General features: G+C 42.7%; 15 protein-coding genes, 1 other RNA gene and 1 pseudogene. 7 read left to right on the top strand and 10 right to left on the bottom strand.

Annotated features, from left to right (window positions below; genetic code table 11):
- Positions 1-122 precede the first annotated feature (122 nt).
- Positions 123-219, bottom strand: an RNA gene (ffs, locus tag KAN5_RS03300) — signal recognition particle sRNA small type.
- A gap of 131 nt (positions 220-350) precedes the next feature.
- Positions 351-1217: a DUF3014 domain-containing protein gene (locus tag KAN5_RS03295; protein ID WP_016707613.1), complete on the bottom strand. Its 867-nt coding sequence runs from the start codon at positions 1215-1217 to the stop codon at positions 351-353.
- Between the two features lie 171 nt (positions 1218-1388).
- Between KAN5_RS03295 and KAN5_RS03290 the strand changes: the two genes are divergently transcribed.
- On the top strand, positions 1389-2534 hold the full coding sequence (locus KAN5_RS03290; protein ID WP_016707614.1) for a patatin-like phospholipase family protein: 1146 nt from the start codon (positions 1389-1391) through the stop codon (positions 2532-2534).
- 13 nt (positions 2535-2547) lie between these two features.
- Here the strand turns inward: KAN5_RS03290 and KAN5_RS03285 are convergent, their stop codons facing one another.
- On the bottom strand, positions 2548-4524 hold the full coding sequence (locus tag KAN5_RS03285) for a monovalent cation:proton antiporter-2 (CPA2) family protein (RefSeq protein WP_016707615.1): 1977 nt from the start codon (positions 4522-4524) through the stop codon (positions 2548-2550).
- Between the two features lie 151 nt (positions 4525-4675).
- On the opposite strand from KAN5_RS03285, the gene KAN5_RS03280 reads away from it, so the two are divergent.
- Positions 4676-5572: a GGDEF domain-containing protein gene (locus KAN5_RS03280; protein ID WP_138555710.1), complete on the top strand. Its 897-nt coding sequence runs from the start codon at positions 4676-4678 to the stop codon at positions 5570-5572.
- A 38-nt stretch (positions 5573-5610) separates the two neighbouring features.
- Here the strand turns inward: KAN5_RS03280 and KAN5_RS03275 are convergent, their stop codons facing one another.
- The 6 genes and pseudogenes from KAN5_RS03275 to lpxB all read right to left on the bottom strand — a co-directional run bounded on the left by KAN5_RS03275 (position 5611) and on the right by lpxB (position 13602).
- The gene (locus KAN5_RS03275) at positions 5611-5949 is read right to left on the bottom strand and encodes a hypothetical protein (protein WP_016707619.1); all 339 of its coding nucleotides are present in this window, start codon (positions 5947-5949) and stop codon (positions 5611-5613) included.
- Positions 5946-7253, bottom strand: a complete 1308-nt coding sequence (gene tilS / locus KAN5_RS03270) for a tRNA lysidine(34) synthetase TilS (RefSeq protein ID WP_138555708.1) — start codon at positions 7251-7253, stop codon at positions 5946-5948. Before tilS ends, KAN5_RS03275 begins: the two co-directional genes overlap by 4 nt.
- A 142-nt stretch (positions 7254-7395) precedes the next feature.
- Complete coding sequence (gene accA, locus KAN5_RS03265) at positions 7396-8352, bottom strand: acetyl-CoA carboxylase carboxyl transferase subunit alpha (protein WP_016707621.1); 957 nt, start codon at positions 8350-8352, stop codon at positions 7396-7398.
- A 16-nt stretch (positions 8353-8368) separates the two neighbouring features.
- Positions 8369-11859 (bottom strand): annotated as a pseudogene (gene dnaE, locus KAN5_RS03260) (DNA polymerase III subunit alpha).
- A complete protein-coding gene (rnhB, locus tag KAN5_RS03255) occupies positions 11859-12455 on the bottom strand; it encodes a ribonuclease HII (RefSeq protein ID WP_016707623.1) in 597 nt (198 codons plus the stop codon). Before rnhB ends, dnaE begins: the two are co-directional and overlap by 1 nt.
- A complete protein-coding gene (gene lpxB, locus KAN5_RS03250) occupies positions 12445-13602 on the bottom strand; it encodes a lipid-A-disaccharide synthase (RefSeq protein WP_244390455.1) in 1158 nt (385 codons plus the stop codon). The genes rnhB and lpxB overlap by 11 nt, the downstream gene beginning before the upstream one ends.
- Before the next feature lie 379 nt (positions 13603-13981).
- On the opposite strand from lpxB, the gene KAN5_RS03245 reads away from it, so the two are divergent.
- The 5 genes from KAN5_RS03245 (at position 13982) to cydC (ending at position 20375) form a co-directional block, all read left to right on the top strand.
- Positions 13982-15580 (top strand): cytochrome ubiquinol oxidase subunit I, encoded by a 1599-nt coding sequence (locus KAN5_RS03245; protein WP_016707625.1) that lies wholly within the window; start codon positions 13982-13984, stop codon positions 15578-15580.
- On the top strand, positions 15577-16716 hold the full coding sequence (gene cydB / locus KAN5_RS03240; protein ID WP_016707626.1) for a cytochrome d ubiquinol oxidase subunit II: 1140 nt from the start codon (positions 15577-15579) through the stop codon (positions 16714-16716). Before KAN5_RS03245 ends, cydB begins: the two co-directional genes overlap by 4 nt.
- A 13-nt stretch (positions 16717-16729) precedes the next feature.
- Positions 16730-16882, top strand: coding sequence for a cytochrome bd-I oxidase subunit CydX (gene cydX / locus KAN5_RS03235; protein WP_016707627.1), 153 nt, complete (start codon positions 16730-16732; stop codon positions 16880-16882).
- A gap of 81 nt (positions 16883-16963) precedes the next feature.
- Entirely contained in the window at positions 16964-18649 is a 1686-nt protein-coding gene (cydD, locus tag KAN5_RS03230) for a thiol reductant ABC exporter subunit CydD (protein WP_244390454.1), read from the top strand.
- On the top strand, positions 18642-20375 hold the full coding sequence (cydC, locus tag KAN5_RS03225; protein ID WP_244390453.1) for a thiol reductant ABC exporter subunit CydC: 1734 nt from the start codon (positions 18642-18644) through the stop codon (positions 20373-20375). Before cydD ends, cydC begins: the two co-directional genes overlap by 8 nt.
- On the opposite strand, the gene KAN5_RS03220 is transcribed toward cydC, so the two are convergent.
- A complete protein-coding gene (locus KAN5_RS03220) occupies positions 20372-20752 on the bottom strand; it encodes a septal ring lytic transglycosylase RlpA family protein (protein WP_244390451.1) in 381 nt (126 codons plus the stop codon). The two genes, cydC and KAN5_RS03220, sit on opposite strands and share 4 nt — an antisense overlap.
- Between the last annotated feature and the right edge of the window lie 110 nt (positions 20753-20862).

Below are 20862 nucleotides of genomic sequence, written 5' to 3'. Positions count from 1 at the left end.
ATCTAACCATTTGGTTAAATACTAGACTATGCCACCTTATACTTCCAATTTATGCCATCTTTTAGTACAAATATGTCAACTTATACTTCAAACAACACCCAAATGAGGAATTTGGGTGGCAGTCTTACCAGCCACATCTCGGCACACACGTCACAAACTGTGGCTGCTCCCTTCCGGGCCTGACCAGGTTCGCCTGCTAGTGTTGCGAGAGGACCAATAAGACTACCATTGAGGGCCTTGGTTGGCGCGGGAGGGATTATCTCTACTTTTGTGGTGTTATTCAAGGGTAAACGCAAAAAGAAAGTGCGATTGCATGTTAAACATACAATCGCACTGTTTTTTAAACGATTTTATTGTTTCTCTAACTCTGCTTTTACGTTACGCAGTACTGCTTTTACTTTTTTCATATTTTCTGGCCCCATGCGCAGTAGCTGTTTTTGAGCAGCTGGCAGGCGTTCCCATTCTGAGTAAGCATATTGGTAAGTGACAGAGTCACGTAATAATGGCATATCGCCTTTTGGCTCTGGAGTATCTAATAATAGCTCTATCGCCTCTTCAAGTGTTTGATTAAACGCATCACCTTGATAGCCAATTTCTGCATACGCATCATTGATCAATGGCTTGTACTCATCGTATAAACGCACAATTTGCGCTGCGCTCATGCTGGTAAATATTTTTACGTAAGGTGTATAGCGTTCATAGCTGTTTGGATCGACAGTAAGAATATCACCTTCTATCACGCTAAAGCTTTCTTCTGGGCGCTCAACTGGCGCATGCTTAGCCGCTACTTTACCTTTGGCTAAGTTATCTATAAATACTACACCACGGCGAATAACGTCGTCTGTTATAAGCAAGCTCATTGCTTGATCACTTAAGTAGTCATCAATACTGGCAACCACCACGGTATCACTCTCGTTAAGAGTTGGTAATGGTGCGACTTCAGGCTCAGGTTCAACCTGTCTTTGCTCTGGGCGTTGCACTACTTCTGGCTCAGGCAAGGTTTCAGGTTCTGCAATCTCTTGCGGCTCTGGAGCTTGATACTCGGGCATGACTGGTTCATCTATTGTCTGCTCAACAATCGGTTGCGGTTTTTCTTCTGGACTGAGTAAAATATACCCTGCTACACAGGCGATGATAATTAACACACCGACCGCAAACAATAAGTTGTTATTTGGTGGACGCTTTTCTGTATCTGGCTGTGGTGATTGATCTGACATACAAACTCCATAAAAAATTTAAATGCATAACACTTAGAGGTATCTAAGTTACTATAATTCATTGCTTAGCGATAATTTTTATTCTCAAGCTAAGGTATCCTTTGATTCTTCTAGCTTAAAGACTTACAGTTAATAAATAAAGTAAAGACGCTCAACGGTTTAATTGCAACTATGAAAATCAAGCAGGTCAATCAAAATAAACCAAAAGTCGCACTACTTCTGACCGGCGGTGGTGCACGCGCGGCCTATCAAGTTGGGGTGCTTAAAGCCCTTGCTCACAGTATGCCACGTACAGCTCCCTTACCATTTACTATTATTAATGGCACCTCTGCGGGCGCGATCAATTCAGCTGCATTGGCAAGTTATGCGTCGTGTGCGCATTTAGCTGTTCGTAAATTGGAATCAGTGTGGAAAAACTTTTCGACCTCCATGGTATATAAAAGTGATTTTATCAGTGTGTTTGGTCATTTAACTCGTAATATACTGACCAGCTTTCAATCTGAACATATTAATCATCCACCCGCGAGTTTATTAAACAATCAACCTTTACGGGTGTTGCTGAATAATATACTGGATTTATCACGTATTGAGCGAAATTTACATCGTAATTATTTAGATGCTTTGTCAATCACCGCGTCCAGTTATACTACGGGCGATTCTGTGGCGTTTTTTCAATCTAATACACAATCGCCTTGGCAACGCGCGAAACGCGAAGGCCAAGCAACACGTATTAATGTTGAACACTTAATGGCATCCAGTGCTATTCCAATGGTATTTCCGAGTGTGAATGTCCATAACCATTATTTTGGGGATGGTTCAATTCACCAATTATCACCATTGAGTCCAAGTGTGCATTTAGGCGCTGAAAAAATATTTATTATTGGTGTCGATCAACCAAAAGAAGCACATCCACCAGGCTACTTGCCACATTTCCCTGGGTTATCAGCTATTGCAGGTCACTTGCTCGATAGTGTATTTACCGACACTTTACAGTCAGATCTTGAACGTCTTGAACGGATCAACCGTACCTTAGGTTTATTACCAGGTCGCGACAAACACCAAGAACTAAAACAAATACACAGTTTTGTGATCAATCCATCTGAAAACTTTAACGCCATTGCTGCGCAGTATTACGATGATATGCCGCTGGCAATTAAAGTGCTGCTACGTATGATTGGGGTTAAAAAACGTTCACAATCGAGTTTAACCAGTTATTTATTATTTGAAAAACGCTACACCCAGCATTTGATCGAAATTGGTTACAAAGATGGCATTAAAAAACTACCACAAATACGCGAGTTTTTAGAACTTGATTAACACAAGTTTAAGCCTACTCACTGCCATCAAGTAAATAACGCTCAACTCGCTCTACGCGACGAGGTTTACCTTGCAGCACTAAAATATCGCCGGCGAGTAACACTATATTCCTTGATGGGCTATCAATTTCACGGTCTTGGCGGCGTAATGCCCGAACAGATACGCGGCGCTTTTCAAGCCCTAGCTCGCTAATGCTTTTTGCTACTGCAAAGGCATACTCGGGCAGTGCAATAACATGTAAATACTCAAGTCGTTCGGCGTTACTTTCTTCACTATCAAATTTATCTCCGGCAAAAAAACCATGTAAAAATTGATAGCGATTACGCCGCTCTTTACTGACCCGCCTAACAATACGCGACATCGGCACCCCTGACATAGATAACACGTGCGACACCAGCATTAAACTAGCCTCCAGTGTTTCGGGAACCACTTCGGTCACGCCAAGCTCTTTTAATGCTTCTAGGTGACTATCGTCACGCATTCGCACTAATATTTTCACCTGTGGAGCGATTTGTTTTATGGCATCGATCACAATTTGCGCATGTTCAAAATCGGTGAACGTAATGATCACTAAGCGTGCTCGTTCAACACCGGCAGACTTTAAAATATCTTTTTGCTTTACATGACCAAAAATAACAGGCTCACCCGCTGCTTTAGCTTCATGCACAAGAATTGGATTATTTTCAACGGCAACATATTCGATAGCTTCTGGTTTTAAAAACCGCGCAATGGTTTGCCCAACCCGCGAAAAACCACAGATCACCACGTGGTTTTGATACAAAGTGCTGCTATTGGGTTGCTGCTGCCATTCGTTCTGGGAGTGTTTAACTAAGCCAAACTGCTTTAATAACCAAGGTGTACGTTCAATCAAATAAGGGGTTAAGCCCATCGACATAACAGCAATGGCAATTAAAAAGGAAGCGTGCTCTGCAGCTAATAATTGATGCTTTGTGGCAAGCGCTATTAATACAAAACCAAACTCCCCCATTTGCCACAACATAATCCCGGCTGCTACAGCATCTTGTTTTCGCTCACCCATTAACTGCGCTAAAAAAGTAATAACGCCAATTTTGAGCACTAGCATTAGTGCAAGAGCAGCCACAATCCAATACCATACGCCCAGCACAAATAAGATATCAAGCTGCATACCTACGGTAACAAAAAATAAGCCCATTAAAATGTCGCGAAATGGCCGAATGTCCGCTTCTAATTGATGGCGGTACTGACTTTCTCCTAGCATCATGCCAGCTAGAAAAGCCCCAAGAGCCATTGATAAGCCAAACAAATAAGTCAGCCCTGCGGCAAATAAAGCAACCAGTAAGGTGGTTAACACAAATAATTCATCGGTACGCATTAGCGCGACTTCACTAAATACTTTAGGCAGTACCCATTTACCAATTGCCCATAATAACAAGCAAACAAACGCGCCTTTGGTTAACGCTACAGTCAGTGCCCATGCAATGCCTTCTGAATCACTACTTTGCGCCAATAGTGGTAATGTAATGAGTAAGGGTACAACGGCAATATCTTGAAACAACAGCATACCAATAGCGAGCTGACCACGGCGTTGTTTAAGTTCGCCAGATTCTTTTAATAATTTAACCACCACTGCAGTAGATGACAACGCCATTAATGTCGCAATAGTAAAACTGCTCAAAGCTGATAAACCCATCAACAATAAAATCAGCATACACACAATAGTAGTGATCACAACTTGCAGTGTGCCTAAACCAAACACAATGTTGCGCATAGCCATTAATCGACCAACAGAAAACTCCAGTCCCAGGCTAAACAGTAAAAATACAATGCCAAGCTCAGCAACAAAATGCATTTCATAACTTTGCGCCATCCAACCAATACCATGCCCCCCAGCTAAAACACCGGTAGCAAGGTAGGCAAGGATCGGCGGTAGGCCTATTCGTTTAAATAGCCATACCAGCACCACTGCAGCCAATAATAGGCCGAATATTTGGGCCAATACACTTTGCAAACACACCTCCTACTTATATTGATGCAATACCGCCAAAATTTTAGCTATGACAGGATTAACTATAGCAACTATCTGTTTTTCAGCCAGTTTGAAATAGTGGCATAAAAATCGCTTAACAAGTGTAACAACACACTCCTAGGGGGAGAAAAACGTGGAAAATGTCCATATTTTGACGCAACGGATCTCAGCACGTGGCGAGTTTCTGCCGTTCTCGGCAGAGCATTACCGTAATAATGAGCCTAGCGCTATCCATAGTTTGCTTGAAAAATTGCAAACAACGTTGAATTTAGAAGAGCTGCTTACTATTTATGCTGCTCATGCTAAACAAATAATTAATTTTTCAGGGTTGCAGTTTCAATCATCTCTAGGTGTGGCTCAAATAGCAGATAGTGATAACAGTAAACCACCCTATTCATTTGATTTAGATATAAATAATGAACATTTAGGCCAGCTCATCTACTTTTGCCAGTACCCGCTGTCAGGCAATATTGAACAAAAGTTAGTGGGGCTACACAATGCACTGGTTTATCCGTTGCGTAATGCCTTAATGTATAGCCGAGTGCTTAAACTCGCGACTAAAGACACCTTAACCGGGCTGAATAACCGCAGTCAGTTTAATGATATTTTGGCGCAGAAATTAGAGCGCTGCCGCCGTCAGCATCGCCCATTTAGTTTAATGTTGTTAGACTTAGATAACTTTAAACAAGTTAATGACAACTATGGTCATAAAATTGGCGATGATGTATTACAAGAATTTGCCAATGTATTATGTAGCAGTATTCGCGCTACTGACTCTGTGTTTCGCTTTGGTGGTGATGAGTTTGCGGTGTTAATTGATGATCCTGAGTTTACTACTAACAAAGTAATAGCTCAGCGAGTAATGCGCTTAGTAGCTGAATCTAATTTAATGAAACAGTATCAGGTTACCACCAGTATTGGCTTCACGCTGACAAGCAGCCAAGACTGTGAAAATGACATTTTTGCCCGCGCCGATAAAGGCTTATATAAAGCAAAAGCCGCTGGTAGAAATTGCGCCAGAGCGTACTAATAGTGTAATGCCTAGTTCCCCCGCTAGGCATTAGATACTTATTTAGCTGTCAGCTTATAACCGAGCAAGGCTAAGCAAAAACCAAAAAAGAAGCCACTAACCAAATACAACAAAGCTGCCATGGTGGCTAAAGGCATTATGATAACCATTAGCAGTGGAATACTTACCCCAACAATAAAAAATATCCCGCCTTTACCTAACCAATAAGCAATTAATATTACCGCGCAAAGTAATCCACCCGCACTGGCATAAGCTAATGTTAATAGCTCTAAGTCAAACATCAACGTGGCGATAATGGCGATTAATGCGGTGCTCACAAGCCCTAATGGTGCTTTATTAACAAGCGACAAACCAACGTGGGGCTGTGGCTTGCTCATGTTTTTATGTTCCAAAATATACCTTCTTGTTGATAGTGTTCAGCACTTATAAAATGCCCAACTACATAGACTAATTGTTCATTATAAAAAATAAGCGGCACACTCGCACGCAGCCAAGGCGCGATTTTAGCGTCTTTGAACCAATGTTTAAGCGTATTATGGCCCGGTTTTTTACGTGGTTTAATACGTGCTTGTGGGCGGTTAAAATGCACAGTGACTTGTTCATTAGGCAGTGGTTTTCTAATTCCTTCACCCGTTAATTGAACTAAACTACGACCATCAGACAGCAACAGCTCAGCATCGGTTACTAATTGGCTAAGCGGCACAGCGGTGTCACGCACAAAATAAAAAAACTGTTGATGACGGCGCACTTGCCCTTGCGCTAACTGAATGAGTAATTGAGCATCAGCCTGTGCCGTTAATCCTTGGCTAAGTATTTGCAACGTTTGCTGGTGTGATGGCATAAGTGCAGTGAATTGCCCAAGCCAACTGCGTAGTACATTTGCTTGTCGCGCAGCGCTGTAGTTCGCAAGCGCTAAACAGCTTAAACCCTGCTGGTTATTTTGGCATTGTTGTAAATCTTGCTGAGTGTATTCGTCGAGCACATCTTGTTGCTGCTGCAATAAATTTACACTTCGCGTGGCACTTTTTTCAAACCCTTTAAAGCGTTCGCTCAGTAGTGGCACAACTTGCTGACGAATAAAATTACGATCAAAGCGTTCATCACTATTTGAGTCGTCAGTAATATGCTCAAGATTAAAGTCTGCGGCAAATTGCTCAATATCTTGTCGAGTAACATTTAGCAGCGGCCTTAAACACTCTCTACCAGAGCTAAGCGTACGTGTTTGCCGCATTGCGGTTAAACCTTGCAAACCAGAGCCGCGCTTCAAGCGCAGTAAAAAGGTTTCTAGTTGATCGTTTAAGTGCTGCCCCAGCAAAATAATACTGCCTGATGGGCTGAGTTGATCAAGGGCTTGATAACGAGCATCACGTGCTTGTTGCTCTAAACTCGTACGTGTTTTACGATCAATTTTTACCTGCGCTGCATAAAAGGTAATATCTAACGCATCGCATCGCTTATTACAAAATAACTGCCAGTCATCGGCGTACTGACTTAAACCATGATGCACGTATACTGCACTTAATTGCAACTGAGGCATATCGGCTTTGAGCGCATTCATAACGTGTAGTAATACCACAGAATCAACACCACCTGAAAGCGCTATTGTAAAAGAGCATTTATGCGCTGCTACATAAGGCTTGATGACGTTTTTTACTTGTTGATATAACAACGTTGTTTGCATGAATTAAAACCGCTAAATAGATGGTTGATTAGCTTAAGCCGAATAGCTGATAGCTGATAGCTGATAGCTGATAGCTGATAGCTGATAAACATTTTAAAACAAAAAAGCCGCAAAAGCGGCTTTTTTCCATCAATTAGCTATATTAACAATAACCAAATGACATTAAACGTTTATAACGTTGTTCAAGCATCTCATCAAGTGATAAGGCTTGTAGATCTGCTAAGTCACGTTTAAGCTGATTTTTAAGATTACGTGCCATACCGTCGTAGTTACGGTGCGCGCCACCTAATGGCTCTTCAACTAGACTGTTGATCAAATCAAGTTCTTTCACTCGTTCTGCGGTTACACCCATCGCTTCTGCAGCAAGTGGCGCTTTATCAGCGCTTTTCCACAAAATTGAGGCACAGCCTTCTGGTGAAATTACCGAGTAAGTACTGTATTGCAACATGTTAACGCGATCGCCAACACCAATTGCTAATGCACCACCTGAACCGCCTTCACCAATAACCGTACAAATTGTTGGCACTTTTAATGCTGCCATCACTTTAAGGTTACGTGCGATTGCTTCAGACTGACCGCGCTCTTCAGCACCAACACCTGGGTATGCACCCGGCGTGTCAATAAAGGTCATGATTGGCATTTTAAAGCGCTCAGCCATTTCCATTAAGCGTAATGCTTTACGGTAACCTTCTGGCTTTGGCATACCAAAGTTGCGTTTGATTTTTTCAGCGGTATCACGGCCTTTTTGTTGACCAATAACCATCACAGGTTGGCCTTCAAAACGTGCGATACCACCTAAAATAGCGGGATCATTAGCAAAAGTACGATCGCCAGCAAACTCATCAAATTCCGTAAAAATACGCTCGATATAATCTCGAGTATAAGGACGCAACGGATGACGGGCTAACTGAGAAACCTGCCAAGCACCTAACTTAGAGAATATCTCCTCTTTCATTTTGGCACTTTTCTCTTTTAATCGGCTGACTTCCTCTTCTAATTCAAGATCTAAATCGCCAGCGCGGCTTATATTTTGTAACTCTTCAATTTTTGCTTCTAACTCTGCGATTGGAAGCTCAAAATCAAGATAATTGAGGCTCATGCTCTAAACTACCTAATTAGTTAAATTCTAGTTCTACATCTTGCGCCGCCATTAACGATAACTTATGAATTAAGTCATCACTAGGCGTAACACACCATTCTGTCCCGAGAGTTAACTGTGCCAGCGCATCTGGACGCTGGTAGTAAACCTTAATCGGACAAGTACCAAACTTATAAGGTTCGAGTACTTTTTGTAAATTTTCGAAGAAGTTCGCTTCGATTTGCACCATATTCAGCGTCATTTTAATCGCTTTAATCCGTTTTTCTCGCGCTTGCGCTATGGTGCATATGTCTTTGGCGGTCATTGTAATACCACCAGAGAAGTTATCAAAGCTGACCTGTCCAGATATTACCAAGATATTGTTGATTTGCAGCATATCTTGGTACATTTCAAACTGTTCTGGGAATAAGCGTACATCAATACGGGCACTCTTGTCATCTAAAGTTACAAGTCCCCAACGATTTCCTTTTTTGTTTACGAGCACTCTTGCTGCAATCACAAGGCCTGCAGCCGTCGACTGCACATCGCGATTAGTTGGCTGTAAATCCACTAATTTGCCACTGGTGTAATATCTCAGCTCTTTACGATACTGATTTATCGGGTGCCCAGTTAGGTATAAACCTAAGGTTTCTTTTTCGCCGTCAAGCCATTGATTATCAGTCAGTGGGGTGGCTTTAATAAAGGCTTGTTCAACCTCATCTGGCTCAGTTGCAAGCAAACCAAATAAATCGGTTTGCCCTAACGACTCTGCTTTATGATGTTGATCTGCTGCACGCATGGCGTCTTTTAAACTTGCCAATAATGTAGCACGAGCGGGTTGCGTTTTCTCTGGCCCGAGTTGATCAAGCGCACCTGCATAAATCAGTTTCTCGGTTACACGCTTGTTGATACGCTTTAAATCAACACGCGCACAAAAATCAAATAAGTCTTTAAACGGGCCACCAGCTTGACGCGCCTCTAAAATGGCATCAACAGGCGCTTCACCCACCCCTTTGATAGCACCAATGCCGTAAACAATTTCACCTTTTAGGTTAACTGTAAACTTGTAAGCACCAGCGTTAACGTCTGGCGGTAATAATGTGAGTTTCATGTTCTCACATTCATCGACTAGGGTGACGATTTTTTCGGTGTTATCCATATCCGCAGACATTACCGCCGCCATAAATTCAGCCGGATAATGAGTTTTCATCCACAAGGTTTGATATGACACTAACGCATAGGCTGCCGAGTGAGATTTGTTAAAACCGTAACCTGCGAACTTCTCTACCAAGTCGAAGATTTTAATTGCCAGTTCGCCATCAATCCCGTTATTTCGTGCGCCATCCTCAAACGTTGACCGCTGCTTGGCCATCTCTTCGGGCTTTTTCTTACCCATAGCACGACGCAGCATATCAGCACCACCGAGCGTATAACCGGCTAATACCTGTGCAATCTGCATTACTTGCTCTTGATACAAGATAATGCCGTAAGTAGGCTCTAAAATAGGTTTTAAACTTTCATGCTGGTACTGAGCATCAGGGTAAGAGATTTCTTCACGGCCAAGTTTTCGATCGATAAAGTTATCTACCATGCCCGATTGCAGTGGTCCTGGACGGAACAAGGCAACAAGTGCAATCATATCTTCAAAGCAGTCCGGTTTAAGACGTCGGATCAGATCCTTCATGCCTCGTGACTCTAACTGGAATACTGCTGTGGTTTCAGCGCGTAGTAATAACTCTATACTCTTTTGATCATCTAATGGGATTGCATTGATATCAACAGGCTTTTTACCTTCGCGCACAAGGCGCTCGTTGGTCATATCAACGGCCCACTGTAAAATGGTCAAAGTACGCAGACCTAAAAAGTCAAACTTAACAAGACCGGCGGTTTCTACGTCATTTTTATCAAACTGGGTGACCGGGAACTTACCTTCGTCATCACAGTACAGCGCAGCAAAATCAGTGATTGTGGTGGGCGATATAACAACCCCCCCGCATGCTTACCAGCATTACGTGTACAACCTTCAAGGATGCGACACATATCAATCAGATCTTTAACCTCTGAGTCACCGTCATACGCTTCTTGCAAACGAGGCTCGACATCAAACGCTTTGGCAAGTGTCATACCAGGATCGCCTGGAATTAATTTTGAAATACGGTCAACAAATCCATACGGGTGACCAAGTACTCGGCCAACATCACGTATTACCGCTTTAGCCGCCATAGTACCAAAGGTGATGATCTGTGATACCGCGTCCCGTCCATATAACGCCGATACGTGATCGATTACTTCATCACGCCGGTCCATACAGAAATCGACGTCGAAATCCGGCATTGAGACACGCTCAGGGTTCAAAAACCGTTCGAAAAGTAAGTCAAACTCTAGTGGATCAAGGTCCGTGATTTTTAATGCGTAAGCCACCAATGACCCCGCACCAGATCCCCGTCCTGGTCCCACTGGAATATTGTTATCTTTACTCCATTGGATGAACTCCATTACGATCAAGAAGTAACCTGGAAATCCCATTTGGTTGATTACATCAAGTTCAACTTGCAAACGCTCATCATACTCAACACGTTTTTCGACGCGCTCAGCTTCATCTGGGAATAAGAACTGCAAACGCTCTTCAAGGCCATCTTTAGATACTTTAACTAAAAAGTCTTCAATTTTTAATGAGCCTGTTGGGTAATCGGGTAAGAAGTAAGTCCCAAGCTGTACAGTAACATTACAACGTTTAGCGATTTCAACACTGTTTTGCAGCGCTTCTGGAATATCACTAAACAACTCTGTCATTTGCTCTGGGGTTTTTAAGTATTGTTCTTCAGAGAAGCGTTTTGGTCTGCGTTTATCATCGAGGGTATAACCATCAAAAATTGCTACACGGATTTCGTGTGCTTCAAAGTTTTCTGGTTTTAAAAATACGACCTCATTGGTTGCCACCACGGGGAGCTGCTCAACGGTTGCAAGTTCAACCGCTAAGTGTAAATAATCTTCTTCTTGCGCGCGCTTTGTGCGGATCAACTCAATGTAATAGTTATCGCTAAAATGTTGTTTATAAAAACTCACCACCGATTCAACAATCGCAGGGTTGCCTTTTAATAAGGCTTTACCTAAATCGCCATCTTTTGCACCAGAGAGTAAAATAAGGCCTTCTTTGTGCTCTATTAACCAATCTCGGTCAATCACTGGGCGGTGAAATAAATGCCCGCGCTGATACGCTTTGGAAATTAATAGCGTAAGATTTTTATAACCGGTGTTGTCTTTGGCTAAAATAACTAAACGGCACGGCCCTTCCGGAAATTCCGGACTGTGTAGCCAAAAATCAGCGCCAACAATGGGTTTAATACCAGCATTATGAGCAGTATCATAAAACCGTACTAAGCCACATAAATTCATTTGATCGGTGATAGCCAATGCGGGCAATTGCAGCTCTTGCGCTTTCGCTACTATCGGTTTAGTTTTTGCTAAACCATCGACCATTGAGAAATCAGAATGAACCCGCAGGTGGACAAAATCTGGCGCTGCCATTACTTCTCCTGCATTGCCAGTACACGTTGTACTGGTTTAAAACTTTTACGATGTTCAGCAATTGCGCCATATTGCTCAAGAGCGGCAAAATGCGCTTTGGTGGGGTAACCTTTGTGCCCTGCAAAACCATAATGCGGATAGCGCTTATCTAATTCTATCATTTCATCATCACGCGCCACTTTCGCGATAATAGAGGCCGCTGAAATTTCGGCCACTAAACTATCGCCTTTAACTACAGCGTGTGCTGGCATTGCGAGTGAAGGTAGGCGGTTACCATCAACGTATACAAACTCAGGTGTGATACTTAACCCTTCAACGGCACGCGTCATTGCCAGCATAGTGGCGTGGAGAATATTTAGCTCATCAATTTCAGTGGGGCTACAACGACCAATAGACCAACTCAGCGCTTTCTCTTTAATTTCAATCGCCAATGCTTGGCGTTTTTTATCGGTCAGTTTTTTTGAATCGGTAAGACCTACTATTGGGTTTGCCGGATCAAGTATCACCGCAGCAGTCACAACATCACCGACTAATGGGCCACGGCCAACTTCGTCAACACCTGCGATAAGCTCAACATTAGGGCGTTCAATTTGCATTTATAATCTCCGCAACAGCCGTAGCCGCTTGCTCACTGGCATTTAAGCGTATTTGTTGATGAATCGCTAAAAAGCGTGCTTTTAATTCTTTATTATCACTATTTAGCATCGGTTCTAAAGCATTGGTTAGGTTTTCAACACTGCAATCATGCTGCATAAACTCAGGCACTAATTCTTCGTCAGCTAATAAGTTTGGCAACGAAAAGTATTTGATATTAAAGGTGAATAAGCTTTTAAAAATCCAATAACTCAAGGCTTTTATTTTATAACCAACCACCATAGGTTTTTTATACAGCATGCCTTCAAGCGTCGCGGTGCCCGATGCGATTAAAATCACATCAGCCGCTTGCATAGCAAGATTTGATTGACCATCTAATAATTGAACATTCAATTGCGGCGCAGTGGCTGCCAAAATAGTTGAAAATTGTGCTTTTCGTTGCGCGTTAACAAGCGGCACAACAATTTTTAAATCTGGATTTTTAGCCTGTAAGCCTGCGGCCGTTTTAAGGTAAGTTTCACTCAACAAACCAACTTCCGAGCCACGGCTTCCTGGTAATAACGCCAGTACTTTATCATCTTGTTGTAAACCGAGCTGCTCACGCGCAGCACTGTCATCATGCTCAAGGGCAATATCATCTGCGAGTGTGTGACCTACAAACGTACACGGCACATTGTGTTTATCATAAAATGCTTTTTCGAACGGTAATAACGCCAGCACCATATTAGTAGCGGCACTAATCTTATGAATACGCTTTTCGCGCCATGCCCATACTGAAGGACTGACATACTGAATCGTTTTAATGCCCGCAGCTTTAAGTGGTTTTTCAACCCGCAAGTTAAAATCAGGCGCGTCAATGCCAATAAAAACATCTGGTGGGTTATCAATAAAGTGCTGTACTAATTGTTTGCGAATTTTTAATAACCGCGGCAATCGCCCTAATACTTCAACGAGTCCCATGACGGCCAACTCTTCCATCTCGAATAAGCTATGACAACCTTGCGCCTGCATTTTTGGCCCCGCGATACCTTCGAAAATGGCATCTGGGTAGCGTTTTTTTAACGCCTTAATTAGGCCTTCGCCTAATATATCGCCGGAAAATTCTCCAACTACAATTGCTATACGCAGTGGTTGTTTATGTTTATTCATGGGTACTTTTTATTCACAAGTCAAAGAGACGGTCATACGCCCTAGTCTAGCGTGTTTTTTAATACGATTAAATGACACAGCTTGAATAAATTTTAGAAACATTCGTGCACGTACCCATAACAACACAAATGAAACTATTTGTATGTTTTTCAAACATAAATTGGCAAATACTTAAACTCTGTGTTTCACTTAATGAAGCTAACTCAACAACGTCACAATACTCATAAAGGGGTGTGGATTTACCCATTTTGTGATTGACAATAATTAACCAAAAGTGAATACTGTTCGAACTTTCAATAATTACTGAAAGATCGAAAGTTAACGTTTGCTTACTTTATTTGTTTTGTGACTTGCCCGCACATACAAGGAGCTATAAAAAATGATAGATGAAACCTTTGTGGATCTATCGCGATTACAGTTTGCTGTCACCGCCCTGTTTCACTTTTTATTTGTACCACTGACCCTAGGAATGACTTGGATTTTGGTGATCATGGAGTCGGTCTATGTTATGACCGGCCGAGAGATCTACCGCGATATGACCAAGTTTTGGGGTAAACTATTTGGGATCAACTTTGCCATTGGTGTCGCGACCGGCCTGACCATGGAATTCGAATTTGGTACTAATTGGTCTTATTATTCTCATTATGTGGGCGATGTGTTTGGTGCCCCTCTGGCTATTGAAGGGTTAATGGCGTTCTTTTTAGAATCAACCTTTGTCGGTATGTTCTTTTTAGGTTGGGAGCGCTTAAGTAAACGCCAACATCTTGCGGGCACTTTCTTAATGGCGATTGGTACTAATATGTCGGCACTGTGGATATTAATTGCCAATGGTTGGATGCAAAACCCAGTTGGCGCCGAGTTTAACTATCAAACTATGCGCATGGAAATGACCAATTTCGCTGAGCTGGTATTTAACCCCGTTGCGCAAGTTAAATTTATACACACCGTGTCTGCAGGTTATGTTGCGGCATCCATGTTTGTACTAGGGATCAGTAGTTGGTATATCTTAAAGGGCCGCGATCTTGCCTTCGCTAAACGTTCATTCTCGGTTGCCTCTGGTTTTGGTTTAGCGTCAATCTTGTGCGTTATTTTACTCGGTGATGAATCGGGTTATGAAGTAGGCGAGGTGCAAAAAGTAAAACTGGCAACCATAGAAGCGGAGTGGCATACCGAAGAAGCCCCAGCTGCGTTTACGTTAGTAGGTATTCCTGACTCCGATGAACAAGTGACCCACGCAGCGGTTAAAATTCCTTATGCGCTCGGCATTATTGCAACTCGCTCGTTAGATGAGCAAGTTACCGGTATTAATGATTTAGAAAAACAACACGAAGTGCGTATACGCAACGGTATGATAGCGTATAAGTACCTCGAAAAACTGCGCTCAGGTGATGAGTCTGCAGAAAACATTGCTAAGTTTGATGAGCTAAAAGCTGATTTAGGCTACGGGTTATTACTAAAACGGTACACGCCGAATGTGGTTGATGCCACTGAGGAGCAGATCCAAAAAGCCGTAAAAGATTCATTCCCTAAAGTTGGTCCGATGTTTTGGTCATTCAGAATTATGGTAGGCTGTGGGATGATCATGTTAATCGTCTTTGTGCTCGCTTTTTACTACAATGCACACCGTGTTATTGAACAAAAGCGCTGGTTGTTATGGGCCACAGTGTTCAGTATTCCTCTACCATGGATAGCCATTGAGTTTGGTTGGATAGTTGCAGAATATGGCCGTCAGCCTTGGGCTATTTCAGAAATACTGCCGACCTTTTTGGCCACATCATCACTGACTGTCAATGATATATTGATAAGCTTAACGGGCTTTATCGTCTTTTATACCGGCCTTGCCATTATTGAAGGCTGGCTGATGCTGCGCTTTGTGAAACTAGGCCCTAGTTCATTGCACACTGGTAAATATCACTTTGAACATGATGAGCACACAAATCGCAACCAACTAACTGACGAGCAAGGAGCAAAATCATGATTTTCGATTATGAAACGTTAAAGTTACTTTGGTGGGTGATCATCGGTGTACTACTGATTGGCTTTGCTATCACCGACGGCATGGACATGGGCGTTGCCATGCTTATCAAACTGGTGGGGAAAACCGACAGCGAGCGCCGTGTGGTGATCAACACGGTTGGCCCTCACTGGGATGGTAACCAAGTATGGTTTATTACCGCTGGCGGTGCTTTATTTGCAGCCTGGCCGATGGTGTATGCAGCAGCATTTTCGGGCTTTTACTTCGCCATGATGTTAGTGTTATTTGCACTATTTTTTAGACCGTTAGGCTTTGACTACCGCAGCAAAATTGACTCATTGCGCTGGCGTAACAATTGGGACTGGGGCTTATTTGCCGGCAGTGCCATTCCCGCTCTCGTATTCGGTGTTGCATTTGGTAATCTGTTTTTAGGCGTTCCGTTTAGCATTGATGAGTACCTGAGAACGAGCTACCAAGGTTCTTTCTTTGCGCTATTAAATCCCTTTGCTTTATTAGCCGGCTTGATCAGTATATCAATGCTACTTGCGCATGGCGGTATGTGGTTACAACTACGCACTGATAGCGATGTAGCAAGACGTTCGGCGCAATATGGCCGCTATGCGCTATTGGTATTTATTGTCCTCTTTGCTATTGCTGGGTTTTGGGTGGCTAATATTGATGGTTATCAAATCGTCTCTATGGGCGATAAACAAGGCTTTGCTAATCCACTTGATAAAACAGTCACTACAGCAACAGGAGCATGGTTAAATAACTACCAAACGACTCCTTTAAGTATTGCATTCCCTGTCATTGCTTTTGTGATGGCAGCAGCTGCATGGCTATTGTCAAAAGCGAATAAAGCCGCTTTAGCACTCATTTGTACTAGCTTAATGCTTGCTGGCGTCATTTTAACCGCTGGTATGTCATTGTTCCCGTTCATCATGCCGTCAAGTAACTACCCTGATATTAGCTTAACGATATGGGACGCGGTATCGAGTCATATGACCTTGAATGTCATGTTTATTGCGGTTGTTATTTTTGTACCTCTTATTTTATGCTACACCACATGGTGCTATGTAAAAATGTGGCGCAAAGTGACGGTTAAAGAAATTGAAAATAATAGCCATGGCAGTTACTAAGGAGATTTAACTTATGTGGTATTTTGCTTGGATACTCGGTGTTCTATTAGCCTGTACGTTAGGTGTGATCAACGTAATGTGGTATGAATTTGGTCAAAACAAAGACAGTATCGCTGACGACGAACAAGAATTACACGATAGGCTTAATCGCCAAAATGACAACTAACCCCCGACCAAATCGCGCGCAACAAACTACGTTGCGCGCGTTTTTAAAAATCATGCAAATCACGCCGGCAGTCTATTAAAAATGAGTATCGCATTAGGTACTTTTAATGCGGTACTGATGATCGCCAGCGCTTACTTGGTGGCTCGCTCAATTCATTTAGTTATGTTTCAACAGGCGGAATTAGCAACCATCACCCCTTTACTTTGGCCATTAGCTGCACTGATCTTAGCACGCGCTATGCTACTTGGGCTTTCGCAACGTACCAGCGCTAAAGCCGCGCTAAAAATTAAAACCGCAATGCGCCATACGTTATTAGAGAAGCTCACTCTACTTGGGCCAAGTTACATTGAACAACACGGTCATGGCGCAACCTTAAATACGTTACATAACGGTGTTGAAGCCTTGCACGATTATTACGCAAACTATTTGCCTAGTGTGGCTTACAGCGCCCTGATCCCTTTAGCTATTTTAATGGTGATTTTTCCAACCGATTGGAAAGCCGGTTTGATCTTTTTATTTACTGCACCGCTTATTCCGTTTTTTATGATTTTAGTCGGTCACCAAGCTGAACAACTTAACCAACAACGTTGGCAAAAGCTGGCTGTACTGGGTAATTACTTTTTTGATCGCTTGCAAGGTCTTACCCAACTTAAATTATTTGATGCCACCAAACGCGAATTAAAACAAATAGCCAAGATATCTGACGATTTTCGCCACGCAACTCTAAGCGTGTTAAAAATTGCATTTCTATCATCTTTTGCATTGGAGTTTTTTGCCACTATCAGCGTAGCACTGGTGGCAGTGATCATCGGTTTTCGGTTGTTTTTTGGCACCTTGGACTTTGCTACTGGTTTCGTGGTGTTATTACTTGCCCCTGAGTTTTATTTACCGCTGCGCCAGTTAGGCAGTCACTACCACGCCAAGTTAGAAGGGATCAGTGCAGCAGCTGATATGCTAAAAATATTAAATGAACCAATAGCAGAGAACACCAACGCAACGATCTCGGACCATTCTCCTTTGAAACTCGAGTGCCTTGAACAGCTGCAGATCAACAATTTAAACTTTCATTACCCAAATAGCCATGAAGGAATTAACGATATTAACCTCACTTTTGCAGGCACGGGTTTATATGCCATTGTTGGTCAAAGTGGCGCAGGGAAAAGTACTCTACTTGATTGTTTGCTGGGCTTTAATCCACAAGTGATCAGTGCAATCGTAGTTAACCAACAACAATTAACTCAGCCTGACATTCTCCACTGGCAGCAACATATTGCCTGGATCCCACAACAGCCAACCTTATTATTCACCACCATCAAGGCCAATTTATTACTAGCAAAGCCAGATGCTACTGCGGCGCAATTAGCCGCTGCGGCCAAGCAAGCCGGTGCACTCGAATTTATCAATGCATTACCTAATGGCTTTGATACTCATATTGGTGAACAAGGTGAAGGACTGTCGGGAGGGCAAAAGCAGCGCATTGCTTTAGCCCGTGCATTTTTAAAACAAGCACCTATTTTAGTTCTTGATGAACCAACTGCGCACTTAGATAGCCAAACAGAACAACAAGTACAACATGCAATTAATGAATATGCCAAAACTCACTTAGTCATTGTGATTGCTCATCGCTTAAATACGATTAAGCATGCGAAGAAAATATTGGTTATGCAAAAAGGCACAGTGATTGAACAAGGTCGTTTTGTTTCCTTAATGCAGCAGCAAGGTGGCTTGTTCAACTTAGTCAATGCTAGGAGCCATCGTAATGACTAACTTTATTCGCCTACTTAAATTGTGCAAACCGCACCTTAGCGCTATGTTGTTGGGTGCCTTTTTAGCAACACTAACGGTCTTGGCTAATGTTGGCTTACTGGCTATTTCCGGCTGGTTTTTAGCTGCGATGGCTGCAGCAGGTTTAGCCGGTGTGCACATGAACTACTTCACTCCCGCTGGTGTGATCCGCTTTTTAGCGATTGTTAGAACAGCGTCACGTTATGGCGAGCGTTTAGTAACCCACAACGCTACTTTTTTATTATTGAGTGAGATCCGCATCAATGTCTTCAGCACGTTGAGCAAATTAAATAATGTTGATTTAGCAATGAGTCGCAGCGCCGATCTTTTTAACCGCATGCAAAATGACGTAGAAGCCCTCGATAAATTTTACTTGAACGTACTTCTGCCCATGATAGTTGCACTTGTAAGCGTGCCCATTGTACTTCTATTTATGAGTATTTATAACGCCAATGTCGCCCTGTTATGTTTTATTTCATTGCTGTTAGTAGGCGTTGCACTGCCGATAATGTTAAGTAAGCAACTACAGCAAACTGCCGAACTTGAAACTAAATACTCAGCAACTTTACGTGCCCAGTTATCTGACACTTTAAGTGGCCTAAGAGAGCTGGCTATTTACCAAGCCACGGAGCAACAAGTTGCGCAGTGTCGTAGGGCCAGTGAACGCTATAATCAGCAATTATTTACCCGCCACAATGCAGAAGCGCATAGTAATGGCTTATCTCTACTAATCGTGCAACTGAGTATGCTGGGCGCGATTGTGATAATTACTCCATTGGTGTATGACGGCTCTATGGTGAATGTTGAATTAGCTATGCTCAGCTTATTTGTACTCGCTAGTTTTGAAACCGTGTTGACACTGCCTAATGCTTTCATCCAGTTACCCGTCGCACTGAGTGCTGCACAGCGTATTTTTGCTTTGGAGGATAAACTGCCCTTGACCACCAACACCACTCACGAGCTAGTGGCAGTACAACCATTAGGGCTTGAATTTAAACAACTAAGCTATAACTATCACGCTGATAACTATGCGCTTAGCAATATCAACTTTACAATTTTACCATTGCAGAAAGTCGCCATTGTAGGCCAAAGTGGTAGTGGTAAAAGTACACTGGTTAATTTACTCAGTGGTTTGTGGCCGCAGCAAAACGGGGCAATAAACCTGCTCTCACCAGACAAAAACATCGCGATAAACACGATTAGTCAGCAAAACCGCTGCGAACTTATTAGTATCGTTGCACAACAGCACCATATTTTTGATGGCACTATTGCTGAGAATTTGCGTTATGCTGCCCCCGATGCAAGCGAAGCGCAAATGTATGAAGTTTGCCAACAAGCACAACTTACAGATTGGTTACATGAGTTAAAGCTAGGCTTAAAGACTCGCCTAGGGACAGCTGGAAGAAGCTTGTCACGAGGACAATCAAGACGCTTAGCGTTAGCGCAAGCACTGCTACGTACACCAGCAATTCTAGTGCTTGATGAGCCAACCGAAGGGCTCGACAATCAATCTAAACATCTGGTTATGGATGCAATATTAACCAGCATGGAGCATTGCACTGTGATCAGCATAACCCATGATCCTGCTTTGCTTGCCAACATGGACAAAGTGATTTGGTTAGAGCAAGGAGCTGTAAAAGCGATTGCAACGCATCAACAGCTAGTAACAGAGCACACTGATTACGTGAACTTAATCACACGGTTTTAATCAATTACCTCAATAGTAACGTTAATAACCCCTAAATTCGGCTCTGCGAGCTTTGCAAACGCATGCTTTGATAAGTCAATGATACGGCCGCGAATAAAAGGACCACGATCATTCACTCTGACCACCACCGAACGGTTATTCGCTGTGTTAGTAACTTTCACTTTGCTATTAAACGGAAGTTGTTTATGCGCTGCGGTCATGGCATGTTGATCAAACTTTTCACCACTTGCGGTCAGCCGACCATGATATTTATCGGCATAAAAGCTGGCTTGCCCCTGCTCAATCACCTTTGCGTTTGTTACTGAGTAATTGGCAGGCGAGCTACTACAACCCGCTAAAATAGCCAGTGATAAACTAATTAGAAATGGTTTAATCAAAATTCAACGCTCCTTTAGAATGCATAAAATTAGCAGGTATCAACTGAGCTGCAACTGAATTCTCGTAAATACAAAACAGTGAATACAAAAAAGCCACCAAGTTAACTTAA

The organism is Pseudoalteromonas sp. KAN5, assembly GCF_022846535.1.
GTDB classification, from domain to species: domain Bacteria; phylum Pseudomonadota; class Gammaproteobacteria; order Enterobacterales; family Alteromonadaceae; genus Pseudoalteromonas; species Pseudoalteromonas haloplanktis.
This window is presented reverse-complemented; position numbering and strand designations above follow the sequence as displayed.

What these genes read in the sequence shown, in the direction of transcription:
- KAN5_RS03295 (WP_016707613.1), bottom strand. Translation starts at nt 1,217, where the DNA reads ATGTCAGATCAATCACCACAGCCAGATACAGAAAAGCGTCCACCAAAT.
- KAN5_RS03290 (WP_016707614.1), top strand. Translation starts at nt 1,389, where the DNA reads ATGAAAATCAAGCAGGTCAATCAAAATAAACCAAAAGTCGCACTACTT.
- KAN5_RS03275 (WP_016707619.1), bottom strand. Translation starts at nt 5,949, where the DNA reads ATGAGCAAGCCACAGCCCCACGTTGGTTTGTCGCTTGTTAATAAAGCA.
- tilS (WP_138555708.1), bottom strand. Translation starts at nt 7,253, where the DNA reads ATGCAAACAACGTTGTTATATCAACAAGTAAAAAACGTCATCAAGCCT.
- accA (WP_016707621.1), bottom strand. Translation starts at nt 8,352, where the DNA reads ATGAGCCTCAATTATCTTGATTTTGAGCTTCCAATCGCAGAGTTAGAA.
- rnhB (WP_016707623.1), bottom strand. Translation starts at nt 12,455, where the DNA reads ATGCAAATTGAACGCCCTAATGTTGAGCTTATCGCAGGTGTTGACGAA.
- lpxB (WP_244390455.1), bottom strand. Translation starts at nt 13,602, where the DNA reads ATGAATAAACATAAACAACCACTGCGTATAGCAATTGTAGTTGGAGAA.
- KAN5_RS03245 (WP_016707625.1), top strand. Translation starts at nt 13,982, where the DNA reads ATGATAGATGAAACCTTTGTGGATCTATCGCGATTACAGTTTGCTGTC.
- cydB (WP_016707626.1), top strand. Translation starts at nt 15,577, where the DNA reads ATGATTTTCGATTATGAAACGTTAAAGTTACTTTGGTGGGTGATCATC.
- cydX (WP_016707627.1), top strand. Translation starts at nt 16,730, where the DNA reads ATGTGGTATTTTGCTTGGATACTCGGTGTTCTATTAGCCTGTACGTTA.
- cydD (WP_244390454.1), top strand. Translation starts at nt 16,964, where the DNA reads ATGAGTATCGCATTAGGTACTTTTAATGCGGTACTGATGATCGCCAGC.
- cydC (WP_244390453.1), top strand. Translation starts at nt 18,642, where the DNA reads ATGACTAACTTTATTCGCCTACTTAAATTGTGCAAACCGCACCTTAGC.